Raw genomic sequence first — 12,766 nt, 5'->3', positions numbered from 1 at the left:
TCACATCCCTCCCAGAGAATTGGAGAGCGAGAACAACTCGGTCGGTTGCAAGAGCAGGTCGAGGGCGATTTTTGCGCAAACCGCCAGAACGATTGCGGCCAGCAGAATGCGAAGCTGCTCGGCCCGCAATTTGGTGCCAAGCTGCGTGCCGATTTGCGCGCCGATCACCCCGCCAAGTAGCAAGAACAGCGCAAGGATCAGATCAACCGTGCGATTGGTGGTGGCATGCATGATCGTGGCAAAGCCCGTGACAAAGATGATCTGGAACAGCGATGTGCCGATCACGACCTTGGTGGGCATGCCAAGCAGGTAGATCATCGCGGGCACCATAATAAACCCGCCGCCAACCCCCATAATGGCCGATAATACCCCGACCAATAGCCCCACCAGTAGCGGCGGGATCACCGAGATATAAAGACCGGATGTCCGAAACTTCATCTTTAGGGGAAGGTTGTGAACCCAATTATGCTTGCGGCGCGGGGCAACCCCGCCCGCGCGTGTCTTGCGCAGGGCCCTCAGGCTTTCGACAAACATCAAGCTGCCGATAATGCCCAAGAAAACCACATAACAAAGCTCGACCAACAGATCGACTTGGCCCCTTTGCCGCAGAATGTTGAAAACCTGCACACCCGCAGCCGCCCCGATCAGGCCGCCTGCCAAAAGCACACCGCCCATTTTCAGGTCAACCGTGCGCCGTTTGAGATGGGCCAGCACCCCCGAGACCGAGGAGGCCACAACCTGATTTGCCGATGTCGCCACAGCCACCGCGGGGGGGATCCCAACGAAAAACAACAGTGGCGTGATCAGAAAGCCGCCACCCACGCCGAACATGCCCGACAGAATGCCAACAATCCCCCCGATGCCAAGCAGCAGGAAGGCATTGACGCTGACCTCGGCGATGGGAAGGTAAATTTGCATTTGCGAACTATGGGAAACCGTTGTGAAGGCGTTCGCTCTATCAAAGACAGTGCATCACGCCCATTGTCAAACCATGCGACATATCGGATCGATTTAAAGGTCTCGTAAATAGCGCCTGAGAATGCGTTCCAGTTTGGCTGCACCCAGAGGGGCCATCGCTTTGGTATGCTCGTGGCTGATATTCTCATCCGAGAGACCCGCCGCCATATTGGTGATGGTTGAGATCGCGGCCACATTCAGCCCAAGGAATCGCGCAAGGATAACTTCGGGCACCGTCGACATGCCAACCGCATCGGCCCCCAGCATATTGATCGCGCGGATCTCGGCAGGGGTCTCGAAGGAGGGGCCTGAATACCACGCATAAACGCCGCTCTCGAGCGGCAGATCCTCGGCCTTTGCGGCGGCCATTAGCCCCGCACGCATCGCGGGGTCATAGGCGTCTTTCATCGGCACAAAACGCGCATCTGTCGGCTCACCGATCAGCGGGTTTAGGCCCGAGAAATTGATATGATCGCTGAGCAGCATCAACTCACCAGGTTGAAGATCATCCCGCATCGAGCCTGCCGCATTGGTCAGAATCAGGGATTGCCCGCCAAGCGCCTTGAGCACCTCAAGGGGAAAGCGCATCGCGTCGCCCTTGCCGCTTTCGTAATAATGCGCGCGCCCGCCAAAGACGGCAACGCGGACGCCTTCCAGATCGCCGATCACCAGTTTGGGGTTATGCCCCGAAACGCCTGCATGCGGGAAACCGGGCAGGTCGGAATAGTCGATCGCGACACCGTCAACAGCCTCGGCCAGATGGCCAAGCCCCGACCCTAGAACCAAGCCTAAAACGGGCGGTTCATCCCCCGCTTTTGCGCGGATGACATCTGCCAGCGTCTCAACGTTCTTTGACATAGGGCTCGCCTCCTGCGCGCGGTGGGATGGCTTTGCCGACAAAGCCCGCCAGAATGATCACGGTCAGAATATAAGGAAGCGCCTGCATGAACTGGACTGGAATGATCACGATGCCGCCCATTCCAATGCCAACCATGACAAGGGCTGCAACGACCAGCAGGATCGCGGCCAAACCGCCCAAGATGGCCAGATCAAGCTTGGATTTGCGCGCCGTCCAGATCAGGGCAGCAGCGGCCGCGATAAGCAGGATCAGGATCAGGGTCGAGGAGGTCTCGATATTCTGGAAGCGGCTGCCGGCTGCATCAAGAAAGCCGAAGAGCAGGCAGGCCATCAGCGCATACCAAGGCCGCCATTTCGCAAAGATCAAAGCGGCCAGCGCAATAAATCCGCGCCCCGCGCTCATGTCTTTGACAAAGCCTGCGGCAAGCCCCGTGGCCAGATAGGCCCCCGCCAAGCCGCAGAGCAGCCCGCAAATCAGCACGGCCGCATAGCGCATCGCCACCACAGAAACGCCTGCCGTATCCACCGCCGCAGGGTTTTCCCCGACCGCGCGCAGGCGCAGGCCGAAACGGGTCTGGAACAGGATCCACCATGTCAAAGGCACGATCAGCAGCGCCACATAGACCAGAATGGAATGGCCCGAGATCAGCTCGGAATAGATCGGCCCGATTACGGGCATGGATGAGAGCGCCTCAGCTCCTGGAAGGGTGATTTCCTGAAAGCGCGCAGCCCCGCTCAGCGATGGGGTGCGGCCGCCTTGGTTGAACCAAGTCTGCGCAATCACGACTGTCAGGCCAGCGGCCAGAAAATTGATCGCAACGCCTGAGATCAGTTGGTTCCCACGGAAGGTGATCGAGGCCACCCCATGCAAAGCCGCCAGCACCATGGAGGCCGCGATCCCCGCCAGTAGCCCCACCCAGACCGAACCCGAGGTGAAGGCCACGGCTGCCGAAAAGAAAGCCGCCGCCAGCATTTTGCCTTCCAGCCCGATATCGAAAACGCCTGCGCGCTCGGAATACAGCCCCGCAAGGCAGGCCAGCAGAAGCGGCGTGGCCAGTCGGACGGTTGAATCGAGGATTTGAAGGATGGTCAGAAAATCCATGTCGATTACTCCCCCGCCACGCGTGTATCTGCTTCGCGCCGCAAGCGCAGGCTTTGGAAAATCTTCTCCATCGGCATGCGCACCATCGCATCCAGCGCGCCTGTGAACAGGATCACCAGCGCTTGGATCACCACGATCATCTCGCGGCTGATGGCGGGCATCTCGAACTCAAGCTCGGCACCGCCCTGATACAAGGCCCCGAATAGAAGGGCCGCCAAAATTACCCCAACGGGATGCGAGCGGCCCATCAAGGCCACGGCGATCCCCACAAAGCCCGCACCTTGGACATTGTCGATGACCAGACGCTCGGCCTCGCCCATCACGGCATTGGTCGCCATCAACCCCGAAAGCGCTCCCGAGATCAGCATCGTCACCATCACGATCTTGACGGGATTGATGCCTGCATAAACGGCGGCAGTCTCGGAATGGCCATAGGCGCGGATTTCATAGCCAAGACGCGTGCGCCAGATCAAAAGCCAGACAGATAGACATGCCAGAAGCGCAAGGAAAAAGGAAACATTCAAAGGGGTTGAGGGGCGGAAACCCAGAAAGCCCGCAAATTGCGAGGCATTGGGCAGATGCATGGTTTCGGCAAACCGCGCGGTCTCAGGCGCCATGGAACCCGGAACGCGGAAGACATTCACAAGTAGATAGACCAAGAGCGCCGAGGCGATGAAGTTGAACATGATCGTGGTGATCACGATATGGCTGCCGCGTTTGGCTTGAAGCCATGCAGGCACCGCCGCCCATGCCGCCCCGAAAACGGCTGCGCCAAGCGTGGCCGCCAGCAAGGCAATGGACCAATGCGGCCAAGGCACTGACAAACACACGACAGCCACCCCGAGGCCACCCAAGGCTGCTTGCCCCTCGCCGCCGATATTGAACAGGCGCGCGTGAAAGGCCACGGCAACGGCCAGCCCTGTGAAGATGAAATTCGTGGCGTAAAACAGCGTATAGCCCCAGCCATAGCTGGACCCGACCGCACCGCGCACCATGACTGCCATCGCCTCAAGCGGGTTTTCCCCGATATAGAGAACCACCAATCCCGATACGATCAGTGCCAGCAGCACAGAGACCAAGGGAACCAGAACCACATCCGCCCATTTTGGCATACGTTCCATTACGCGGCCCCCTCTTTCATGCCGGCCATCAGCAAGCCCAGTTCTTTTTCATCAGTCTGATCGGGCAAGCGCTCGCCCATGATTTGGCCATCGAACATCACGGCGATCCTGTCGCTCAGCCCCAGAATTTCATCAAGCTCCACCGAGACCAGCAAGATCGCCTTGCCCTGATCGCGCAAGGCGATGATCTGTTGGTGGATGAATTCAATCGCCCCGATATCGACGCCACGCGTGGGCTGGCCCACAAGCAGCAGGTCGGGGTTGCGCTCCATCTCGCGGGCGACGACGATTTTTTGCTGGTTTCCACCCGAGAAATTGCGCGCAGGCAGGCGGGGATTGCGCGGGCGCACATCGTAGCGCTCCATCTTATCGGCGCAATCGGCCTTGATCGCTGCGTGATCCATCAAAAAACTGTTGAGCTGGTATTTCGGATCATGGTGATAACCGAAGGCCACGTTTTCCCATGCCTCATAGGGCATGATCAGCCCTTCGGCTTGGCGATCTTCGGGCACATGCGCGATCCCGCGGGCGCGGCGTGATCCTGCATCCGAGGCTTTACCCGTCAGGTCGATGGATTGACCATTCAGGGTCACCGTGCCGCCCGATGCGGGGATCATGCCGCCCAGAACTTCCAGCAACTCGGATTGGCCATTGCCCGCAACGCCCGCAATCCCGAGGATTTCACCCGCACGGATTTCAAGGGAGATGCCTTTCAGCCGTTCAACCCCTGCTTCATCTGTGACCTTGAGGTTCTCGACCGTCAAGATGGTGTCCTTGGGTTGGGCCGGCGCTTTGTCCACACGCAGCAAAACCTTGCGGCCCACCATCAATTCCGCCAGTTGCTGCGGCGAGGTGTCTGCGGTCCTGACCGTGGCCGTCATCTCGCCACGGCGCATCACGCTGACGGTATCGGTCACATCCATGATCTCGCGCAATTTATGGGTGATCAGGATGATGGTCTTCCCCTCTTCCTTTAGCCGCCCCAGAATGCGGAACAGCTGATCGGCTTCGGCAGGGGTCAACACGCCCGTAGGCTCATCAAGGATTAGGATATCGGCGTGGCGGTAAAGTTGTTTGAGGATTTCGACGCGCTGTTGGTGCCCGACGGACAGGTCTTCGACCACGGCATCGGGATTGACATCCAGCCCGTATTCTTCGGCCAGCTCGGTCAAAAGCCTGCGCGCCTTGGAGACCGAGGGGCGCAATAGCGCACCATCTTCGGCCCCGAGAATGACATTTTCGACGACGGTGAAATTCTCCACCAGTTTGAAATGCTGATGCACCATGCCGATGCCCGCGCGGATCGCGGATTGGCTATCGGGGATAGGCGTCAGGTCTCCGTTGATCCAGATTTCACCACTATCGGCTTTGTAAAAGCCGTAAAGGATCGACATCAGCGTTGATTTGCCAGCGCCGTTTTCGCCCACAATACCGTGGATCGTTCCGGGCTGAACCGAAAGCGAGATGTCTTTATTGGCCTGAACAGGCCCGAAGGCTTTCGAGATGCCTTTGAGTTCGATCGCGGGGGAGAGGGACATTTCAGATACTCATCTTTGGCTAGGGCCCCGCAACGGAGCAGTCTGCCTCTGAAAAGGGCCGCCTCCTTGCTGCGGCGCGGCCCTTTCTGACCTTGTGGGAACAAAAACGGCGGGCGCGGTCAATGACCAAACCCGCCGTTCAAGTCCGTTTTACTGCATCTGCACGGGGCAGGTGCCGTCTTCGGTGTAGTTATGAACTGCGATCTCGCCTGCGATGATCTGGGCGCGCGCTTCATCAACAGCGGCCTGCATATCGGCTGTGATCAGCTCGGCATTGTTGTCATCAAGGGCATAGCCCACGCCTTCTTCGGCAAGGCCCAGAACTTGGATGCCAGGCACGAGGTCATCACCTTCGGTGAAGGCGTTATAGACGGCTACGTCTACGCGCTTGAGCATGGAGGTCAGAACCGCGCCTGGATGCAGGTAGTTCTGGTTGCTGTCCACGCCGATGGACAAGATGCCCTCATCGGTTGCGGTTTGCAAAACACCCAAGCCCGTGCCGCCCGCGGCTGCAAAGACAACATCCGCGCCTTGGCTGATCTGGCCACGGGTCAATTCGCCGCCGCGTACGGGGTCATTCCATGCGGAAGGTGTTGTGCCCGTCATGTTGGAAATCACAACCGCATCAGGGTTCACCGCAACAGCCCCTTGGGCGTAGCCGCAAGCAAAGCGCGAGATCAGCGGGATATCCATGCCGCCAACAAAGCCGACCGTGCCGGATTCGGAGGCCATAGCCGCCAGCATGCCTACGAGGTAGGAGCCTTCATGTTCCTGAAAGATCACCGATTGCACATTCGGCTGGTCCACGACCGAGTCGATGATGGTGAAATCTGTATCGGGGTATTCGGCGGCCAAGACATCAAGGACGGAGCCCCAAGCAAAGCCTGCCATCACGATCGGGTTGGAGCCGGACTCGGCCAGACGGCGGATCGCTTGCTCACGCTGCGCGTCCGATTGCAATTCAATCTCGCGGTAGCTGCCGCCTGTTTCTTCTGCCCAACGCTCGGCGCCGTTGAAGGCGGCCTCGTTGAACGAGCGGTCGAACTTGCCGCCAAGGTCAAAAACCAGCGCAGGATCGGCCAAAGCGCCCGTGGCAGAAAGAGCCAGAGCCGCGCTTGCGCCGAGCAATTTTGTAGTAACTGTCATTTACTTACTCCCGATTGGTGGCGGGCCGGCGTTTTCCTTCACAAGAAGGCAGCCAAACCTCGCTGAACATAGATCATGAGATCCCCACGTGAATAAGGACAAAGCGCGGGCTGGGGGTCAACCGGATTCTCTCGCAGCTTTACGTTGCGTCGGGTGGGCTTGGGTTAGTTTTTACCTTGTTTGCCTGTTTGTTCGGCATCCAAAGGGCGGGTCATGAGAATTGCATCACTTCGCGACCCGTCTGGGTAGCTGTAATAGGCTATGCGCGTGCCGCTTTGGGCGAATCCCGTTTTTTCATAGAGCGCGCGCGCGGCCTCGTTGCGGGCATCCACCTCAAGAAAGACATGCGCCGCACCTTTTGCCGCCGCGAATATGCATAGCTCCCGCATCAAAATGCGACCCAATCCTTTGCCTTGATGCTCGGGGTGAACGGCGATGGTCAGTAATTCTACCTCGGGCGGCAGCAGCTGGATCACGGCAAAGCCGTGGTCCGTGGTGATCAGGTGATTGACCTTGGCCGATAGTAATTGTTCGAATTCCGACGCGCGCCATGGTCTGCCATGGGTAAAAGCCGCGCGGTGGATATCGGCCAGCGCGCTCGGTGTCATGGCAGGATCACAACCGGTGCATCGCGCGATGGTGCGGCATCGGCGGCTCTGAGATAGAGCGGCGCAGGGCGTGGCAAATCGGGTTGGGTGTAACGCATCGCCGCAATCTGCGCGATGGCAGGCGCGGGCGAGAGGGGTGTGGGGATTTGCACGGCGTCGAGTGCGCTTGCCAGGTCAGGGCTTGGCCCGCCAATCACGCGCAAACCCGCCTTGTCCCAATCCGAGATATCATTGAGGCTGGCCAGTTCAGGCCCGCGTTGGGCATCTTTGCCAAAGCGTTGCAGATAGACATGGTCGCGCCGCGCATCAACACAGGCTAGAACTGGCTCAGTCTGGCCATGGGCCAATGCCTCAAGCGAGGAGACACCAACGGCTGGAATGCCAAGCGCCAATGCAAGCCCGCGCGCGGCGGAGACAGAAATCCGAATGCCGGTGAAATTGCCAGGCCCGATCCCGACCCCGATGGCCGATAGCGCACTCAGGCCAATGCTTGCCGAGGCCAGCATGTCTTCGACCAAGGGGATCAGATGTTCAACCTGACCTTTGCTCATTGGCTCAAAGGCTTCGGCGATGATCTTGTCACCGCGTAGCAAAGCGGCCGCGCAATGCGCGGCCGATGTATCAAAGGCAAGAATGATAGGGTCGCTCATTGGCCTATATCGCTGGTCAGACCGCGACGGGGCGAACTTCGAGCACTTCTGGAATATAGTGGCGCAGCAAGTTCTCGATCCCCATTTTCAGCGTCAGGGTCGAAGATGGGCAGCCAGCGCAAGCCCCCTGCATATGCAAATAAACCACGCCGCGATCAAATCCGTGGAAGGTGATGTCACCCCCATCTTGTGCCACAGCAGGGCGCACGCGGGTGTCGAGCAATTCCTTGATCTGTTCAACGATCACGCCATCTTCGCCGTGATGCTCGGCATGGCCGCCGGATGCATCAGCCTCACCCTCCATCACGGGGGCGCCAGATTGGAAATGCTCCATCACCGCGCCCAGAATGGCGGGCTTCACATGATCCCATTCAACGGTCTCAGCCTTGGTCACAGTCACGAAATCAGTGCCAAAGAAAACACCCGTCACACCGTTCACACCGAAGATACGCGAAGCAAGTGGTGACTTCTCGGCGGCCTCGGCCGAAGGGAAATCAGCGGTGCCGGCTTCCAGCACGGTCTGGCCGGGCAGAAACTTCAGCGTTGCGGGGTTCGGAGTGGATTCGGTCTGGATGAACATATGCCATTTCCTTAGCGGTTTTGTCAGATATGCGACCGCAACGCCCGAAAGTCAAGTTTTGGAATCATTCTAAACGAGCGCGTTTACGTGATATGTTCCAGCTGTTCTTTCGACAATTCGCCTGGAACTATCGTGATCGGCACTGGAAGGCTGCCCGCTGTCTTGGTCAATTGCGTCACCAAGGGCCCTGGTCCTCCCTTATCGCTGCCAGCGCCCAAGACCAGCACGCCGATATCGGGATTTTCGCGAATTTGGCCAAGAATTTCCTGCACAGGCTCGCCCTCGCGGATCACAAGGGTCGGGTCAACGCCTTGGCGGTCGCGCATCCATTTTGCGAATACATTGAAATGCGCCTCGATCCGTTCACGGGCCTCGGCGCGCATCACTTCGCCTACCCCGATCCAATGATTGAATTCCTCGGGCGAGATCACGGAAAGGATTTCCACGCCGCCGCCCGTTTTGGCAGCGCGCATAGCTGCAAAGCGCATTGCATTGAGGCATTCGCGGGTATCGTCGAGTACGACCAGAAACTTACGCATGGCATTTATCCCTTCGGCCATGCAGCATGGCGTGAAGCGGCGGGTCTTGCAACGGGTTTGAGCAGCACGCCGTGCACTCTAGGCCGCGTCTGTCTTTGCCCAATCCCAATACATCTCGCGCACAAGGCGGGTGATCGGGCCAAGCTGGTAATGCGTGCCATCAAATTCCGAGACCGGCGTGACCTTATTCAGATTGCCGGACAAAAAGACCTCATCGGCCTGTCTGAAATGATCATAGCTCATCACGGTTTCGACCACCTCGACCCCGTTCTCGCGCAGGTTTTTGATGTGCCGCGCCCGTGTGATGCCTGACAGAAAGGTGCCATTGGGGATTGGCGTGAAGACAACGCCATCCTTGGCCATGAAGACATTTGCGGTGGCCGTTTCCGCGACATTGCCAGCGGCATCACAGACCAGTGCATTGGAATAGCCTTTGGCGCCAGCCTCGGCCAGCATCCTTGCATTATTGGGGTATAGGCAGCCTGCCTTTGCGTTGACGACATTATCGGCCAGCACGGGGCGGCGGAACTGGGTGGTGGTCAAAGTGGCGGCTTGGTCGGGCTGCGCCATCGGAATTTCTTCAAGGCTGATGCAGAACCCAGTTGAGCCCGCTTGCGGCAGAATTCCCATATGCCCGCCATGGATCGCCCAATACATCGGGCGGATATAGACGGGCGTGCCCTCTTCAAAAAGTTTGAGACCGGCCCATGCGATATCGAAGATCTCTTGGGCGGTGTGATTGGGCGTGATCATCAGCGCCTCGGCCGAGCGGTTGACCCGCTCGCAATGGGCCATCAGGTCAGGGGCCAAACCATCGATATGGCGCGCGCCGTCAAAAACGGTGCTTCCCAGCCATGACCCATGGTCAGCGGCGTTCATCACGGGGATGTCGCCGCTATGCCATGTGCCATTGAAATAGGTTTTGATATTGGTGCCGGTCGCCATGGATCATTCCTCCTGACGCCGACAATAGGGGCAGGCTGGTGTTAACGTCCAGCCGCAAAACCCTGCTGATATTGCATCGAGGGCGCTGTTTTTTCTGTTTTCCCAGCAGCAGGCTTGGGCGCTTTGGTGGCTTCATCCATGCCAAGCTGCAAATTGGTCTTCGTATGCGTATTCGTCATTTGTTGCCTCCGTTCAAAAAGGAGCCCTTTGGCCGAACATCCGCAAGGACGCGCCATCAAGCGTTTGGAAAGCTGTTGAGTGCCGTTGATATAACGGCAAACTTAACGATCATTTAATAGGAACGACCCCAGTGTCAGGCCGGATGCGGTACTTGCCCCAAAAGCGCGTCGAGGTCAAGGCGCGCATTGGTCATGGCGATTGATCCATCCTCACGGCGCGGCCAGTCTTCCATCGGACGATCCCAATAAATCTCGATGCCATTTCCGTCAGGATCGCTGAAATAGATCGCCTCGGACACGCCGTGATCAGCCGCGCCTTCAATACGAACGCCCGAATTGATGACATTCGCATAGGCCAAGGCGAGATCGGCCCTATCGGGATAGAGAAATGCCACATGATAGAGCCCGGGGCTGCGTCTGGAGGCAGGCGGGCCATCAAGGCTGGACCATGTGTTCAGCCCGATATGGTGGTGATACCCACCCGCGGAAAGAAAAGCCGCCTGATCGCCGAAACGTTCCTGAAGCTCCAGCCCCATCACATCGCGGTAAAACGCAATGGAGCGCTCGAGGTTCGAGACCTTCAGGTGAACATGGCCAATTGTCATGGCCTTGGGTGCAGAATAGCTCATGGTCAAAACTCCTTATGCACCTAACTTGGAGTTGCGCGTCAAAAAGCAAAAGCCCCGCAGATGCAGGGCTTTTGTGCTTTCATGAACAGATCAGGTTTAGCTGCTGACCATGCCCACAATGTCGTAAGTCCGTTTGAGAATGGGCGCTGCGATCTCGCGGGCGCGCTCGGCCCCTCGGCCAAGAAGGCGGTCGATCTCGGCCTGATCTTCCATCAAACGCGCCATTTCAAATGAAATCGGCGAGAGCTTGGACACCGCCAGATCGGCCAAGGCCATTTTGAAATGGCCAAATAGCGCACCTGCATGCTCGTCCAGAACCACCTGCGGCTCCACCTCGGCCAAGGCCGCGTAGATATTGACCAGATTGCGCGCCTCGCCGCGATCCTTCAGACCGTCCATTGCCTCTGGCAGTGGGTCGGGATCGGTCTTGGCTTTGCGAATTTTCTTGGCAATCGCATCGGCATCATCGGTCATATTGATACGGCTGGCGTCAGATGGGTCGGATTTCGACATCTTCTTGGACCCGTCCTTTAGGCTCATTACCCGCGTGGCGGCGCCTTCAATCACAGGTTCGGTCACGGGAAAGAACTCCACGCCGAAATCATGGTTGAACTTATTTGCAATGTCGCGCGTCAGTTCCAGATGCTGCTTCTGGTCCTCGCCGACAGGCACATGCGTGGCGTGATAGGTCAGGATGTCGGCGGCCATCAGCGCAGGATAGGCAAACAGCCCGAGCGAGGCATTTTCGGCATTCTTGCCTGCCTTATCCTTCCATTGCGTCATGCGCCCCATCCACCCCATGCGCGCCACGCAATTGAACACCCAGCCAAGCTGCGCATGTTCGGGCACTTGGCTTTGATTGAAGAGAATGGATTTCTCGGGATCGATCCCTGCCGCGATAAAGCCCGCGCATAACTCACGCGTGTTGCGCTTGAGAGCCTCTGGGTCCTGCCATGTAGTGATGGCGTGCAGATCAACCATACAAAAGATGGTTTCATGCGTGCCCGCATCCTGCATATCCACAAAGCGCTTCATTGCGCCCAGATAATTGCCAAGGGTCAATCCGCCCGAGGGCTGGATGCCCGAAAAGACGCGGGGTGTAAAACTCGTCTCGCCCATATGTCACAGGATCCTTGTGGCTGCCTTGGCCAATCCTCTGGCCAATCTTTGCCGCATCGCTTACCCACGGGGCGCGGATGCGTCAACCAAAGGGACTGATCATGCAAGATTACAACGTCTCGCCTTTCAACCAATTGCCCAAGGTCATCATCGCTTTGGCGGTGGTGATTTTCGGCCTTGAGATGATGTTTCAACTGGCCACGGCAGGCCTGCTTGGCGGGCAGGGCGGTGTTGGGTGGCGCTTGGCGGCGATCAATGATTTCGGTGTATTTAACGAGATCGTGGATTGGATGATTGCCAATAACGGCTATCCGAGCGAATTCCTGATCCGCTTTGTGACCTATCCCTTGATCCATCAGGGCTTTGTGCATGCGCTGTTTGTGACGGTCTTCATTCTTGCGATTGGCAAAATGGTGGCCGAGGTGTTTGCCGCTTGGGCCGTTTTGGTGGTGTTTTTCGGTTCAGCCATTATCGGCGCTTTGGGCTTTACGCTTTTGCTCAACAGCCCCTATCCGCTGATTGGCGGCTATCCCGGTGTTTATGGCTTGATCGGCGCTTTTACCTTTCTGCTTTGGGTGAATCTTGCAGGCACGGGGGCCACGCAATATCGCGCCTTTAGCTTCATCGGGATTCTACTGGCGATCCAAGTGCTATTTGCGCTTTTGCAGGGGGATTTCGGCAGCGTTGTCTCGGACCTAAGCGGCTTTGTCGCGGGCTTCTTGATGTCCTTTGTGGTCAGCCCCGGCGGCTGGTCGCGCGTGGTTGCAAAGCTGCGCAACCGCTAGGCATTACGAA

At 58.0% G+C, this 12,766-nt stretch carries 15 protein-coding genes; 1 reads left to right on the top strand and 14 read right to left on the bottom strand.

Annotated features, from left to right (window positions below; all coding sequences use genetic code 11):
* The 14 genes from ACTYEO_RS03965 to trpS form a co-directional block, all read right to left on the bottom strand.
* Window positions 1–918 (bottom strand): sulfite exporter TauE/SafE family protein, encoded by a 918-nt coding sequence (locus ACTYEO_RS03965; protein ID WP_449322418.1) that lies wholly within the window; start codon window positions 916–918, stop codon window positions 1–3.
* A gap of 93 nt (window positions 919–1,011) precedes the next feature.
* On the bottom strand, window positions 1,012–1,815 hold the full coding sequence (locus ACTYEO_RS03960; RefSeq protein WP_449322417.1) for a purine-nucleoside phosphorylase: 804 nt from the start codon (window positions 1,813–1,815) through the stop codon (window positions 1,012–1,014).
* Complete coding sequence (locus ACTYEO_RS03955; RefSeq protein WP_449322416.1) at window positions 1,799–2,917, bottom strand: ABC transporter permease; 1,119 nt, start codon at window positions 2,915–2,917, stop codon at window positions 1,799–1,801. The genes ACTYEO_RS03960 and ACTYEO_RS03955 overlap by 17 nt, the downstream gene beginning before the upstream one ends.
* A gap of 5 nt (window positions 2,918–2,922) precedes the next feature.
* Window positions 2,923–4,038 carry an ABC transporter permease gene (locus tag ACTYEO_RS03950; protein ID WP_449322415.1) on the bottom strand — a complete coding sequence of 372 codons (1,116 nt, stop codon included), beginning with the start codon at window positions 4,036–4,038 and terminating at the stop codon, window positions 2,923–2,925.
* On the bottom strand, window positions 4,038–5,576 hold the full coding sequence (locus tag ACTYEO_RS03945) for an ABC transporter ATP-binding protein (RefSeq protein WP_449322414.1): 1,539 nt from the start codon (window positions 5,574–5,576) through the stop codon (window positions 4,038–4,040). Before ACTYEO_RS03945 ends, ACTYEO_RS03950 begins: the two co-directional genes overlap by 1 nt.
* Before the next feature lie 150 nt (window positions 5,577–5,726).
* A complete protein-coding gene (locus ACTYEO_RS03940; protein WP_449322413.1) occupies window positions 5,727–6,722 on the bottom strand; it encodes a BMP family lipoprotein in 996 nt (331 codons plus the stop codon).
* 164 nt (window positions 6,723–6,886) lie between these two features.
* Complete coding sequence (gene rimI / locus ACTYEO_RS03935; protein ID WP_449322412.1) at window positions 6,887–7,330, bottom strand: ribosomal protein S18-alanine N-acetyltransferase; 444 nt, start codon at window positions 7,328–7,330, stop codon at window positions 6,887–6,889.
* Window positions 7,327–7,980: a tRNA (adenosine(37)-N6)-threonylcarbamoyltransferase complex dimerization subunit type 1 TsaB gene (tsaB, locus tag ACTYEO_RS03930; protein ID WP_449322411.1), complete on the bottom strand. Its 654-nt coding sequence runs from the start codon at window positions 7,978–7,980 to the stop codon at window positions 7,327–7,329. Before tsaB ends, rimI begins: the two co-directional genes overlap by 4 nt.
* Window positions 7,981–7,996: 16 nt before the next feature.
* Window positions 7,997–8,560, bottom strand: coding sequence for a NifU family protein (locus tag ACTYEO_RS03925; RefSeq protein ID WP_449322410.1), 564 nt, complete (start codon window positions 8,558–8,560; stop codon window positions 7,997–7,999).
* Window positions 8,561–8,643: 83 nt separating this feature from the next.
* Entirely contained in the window at window positions 8,644–9,099 is a 456-nt protein-coding gene (locus ACTYEO_RS03920) for a universal stress protein (RefSeq protein WP_449322409.1), read from the bottom strand.
* Window positions 9,100–9,177: 78 nt separating this feature from the next.
* Entirely contained in the window at window positions 9,178–10,044 is an 867-nt protein-coding gene (locus ACTYEO_RS03915; protein WP_449322408.1) for a branched-chain amino acid aminotransferase, read from the bottom strand.
* 41 nt (window positions 10,045–10,085) lie between these two features.
* Window positions 10,086–10,223, bottom strand: coding sequence for a hypothetical protein (locus ACTYEO_RS03910; RefSeq protein WP_449322407.1), 138 nt, complete (start codon window positions 10,221–10,223; stop codon window positions 10,086–10,088).
* Between the two features lie 134 nt (window positions 10,224–10,357).
* Window positions 10,358–10,852 carry a VOC family protein gene (locus tag ACTYEO_RS03905; protein WP_449322406.1) on the bottom strand — a complete coding sequence of 165 codons (495 nt, stop codon included), beginning with the start codon at window positions 10,850–10,852 and terminating at the stop codon, window positions 10,358–10,360.
* A 96-nt stretch (window positions 10,853–10,948) separates the two neighbouring features.
* On the bottom strand, window positions 10,949–11,971 hold the full coding sequence (gene trpS, locus ACTYEO_RS03900; RefSeq protein ID WP_449322405.1) for a tryptophan--tRNA ligase: 1,023 nt from the start codon (window positions 11,969–11,971) through the stop codon (window positions 10,949–10,951).
* Between the two features lie 101 nt (window positions 11,972–12,072).
* Here trpS and ACTYEO_RS03895 point away from each other — a divergent pair, with 101 nt between their 5' ends.
* Window positions 12,073–12,756 (top strand): rhomboid family intramembrane serine protease, encoded by a 684-nt coding sequence (locus ACTYEO_RS03895; protein ID WP_449322404.1) that lies wholly within the window; start codon window positions 12,073–12,075, stop codon window positions 12,754–12,756.
* Window positions 12,757–12,766 lie beyond the last annotated feature (10 nt).

This window comes from Rhodophyticola sp. SM2404 (genome assembly GCF_053570515.1).
The sequence above is the reverse complement of the archived record's forward strand: the minus strand, read 5'-3'. Positions and strand labels throughout refer to the sequence as shown.

Excerpts from the sequence above, each read along its gene's own strand:
- ACTYEO_RS03965 (WP_449322418.1), bottom strand. The coding sequence starts at position 918 with ATGCAAATTTACCTTCCCATCGCCGAGGTCAGCGTCAATGCCTTCCTG.
- ACTYEO_RS03960 (WP_449322417.1), bottom strand. The coding sequence starts at position 1,815 with ATGTCAAAGAACGTTGAGACGCTGGCAGATGTCATCCGCGCAAAAGCG.
- ACTYEO_RS03955 (WP_449322416.1), bottom strand. The coding sequence starts at position 2,917 with ATGGATTTTCTGACCATCCTTCAAATCCTCGATTCAACCGTCCGACTG.
- ACTYEO_RS03950 (WP_449322415.1), bottom strand. The coding sequence starts at position 4,038 with ATGGAACGTATGCCAAAATGGGCGGATGTGGTTCTGGTTCCCTTGGTC.
- ACTYEO_RS03945 (WP_449322414.1), bottom strand. The coding sequence starts at position 5,576 with ATGTCCCTCTCCCCCGCGATCGAACTCAAAGGCATCTCGAAAGCCTTC.
- ACTYEO_RS03940 (WP_449322413.1), bottom strand. The coding sequence starts at position 6,722 with ATGACAGTTACTACAAAATTGCTCGGCGCAAGCGCGGCTCTGGCTCTT.
- rimI (WP_449322412.1), bottom strand. The coding sequence starts at position 7,330 with ATGACACCGAGCGCGCTGGCCGATATCCACCGCGCGGCTTTTACCCAT.
- tsaB (WP_449322411.1), bottom strand. The coding sequence starts at position 7,980 with ATGAGCGACCCTATCATTCTTGCCTTTGATACATCGGCCGCGCATTGC.
- ACTYEO_RS03925 (WP_449322410.1), bottom strand. The coding sequence starts at position 8,560 with ATGTTCATCCAGACCGAATCCACTCCGAACCCCGCAACGCTGAAGTTT.
- ACTYEO_RS03920 (WP_449322409.1), bottom strand. The coding sequence starts at position 9,099 with ATGCGTAAGTTTCTGGTCGTACTCGACGATACCCGCGAATGCCTCAAT.
- ACTYEO_RS03915 (WP_449322408.1), bottom strand. The coding sequence starts at position 10,044 with ATGGCGACCGGCACCAATATCAAAACCTATTTCAATGGCACATGGCAT.
- ACTYEO_RS03910 (WP_449322407.1), bottom strand. The coding sequence starts at position 10,223 with ATGACGAATACGCATACGAAGACCAATTTGCAGCTTGGCATGGATGAA.
- ACTYEO_RS03905 (WP_449322406.1), bottom strand. The coding sequence starts at position 10,852 with ATGAGCTATTCTGCACCCAAGGCCATGACAATTGGCCATGTTCACCTG.
- trpS (WP_449322405.1), bottom strand. The coding sequence starts at position 11,971 with ATGGGCGAGACGAGTTTTACACCCCGCGTCTTTTCGGGCATCCAGCCC.
- ACTYEO_RS03895 (WP_449322404.1), top strand. The coding sequence starts at position 12,073 with ATGCAAGATTACAACGTCTCGCCTTTCAACCAATTGCCCAAGGTCATC.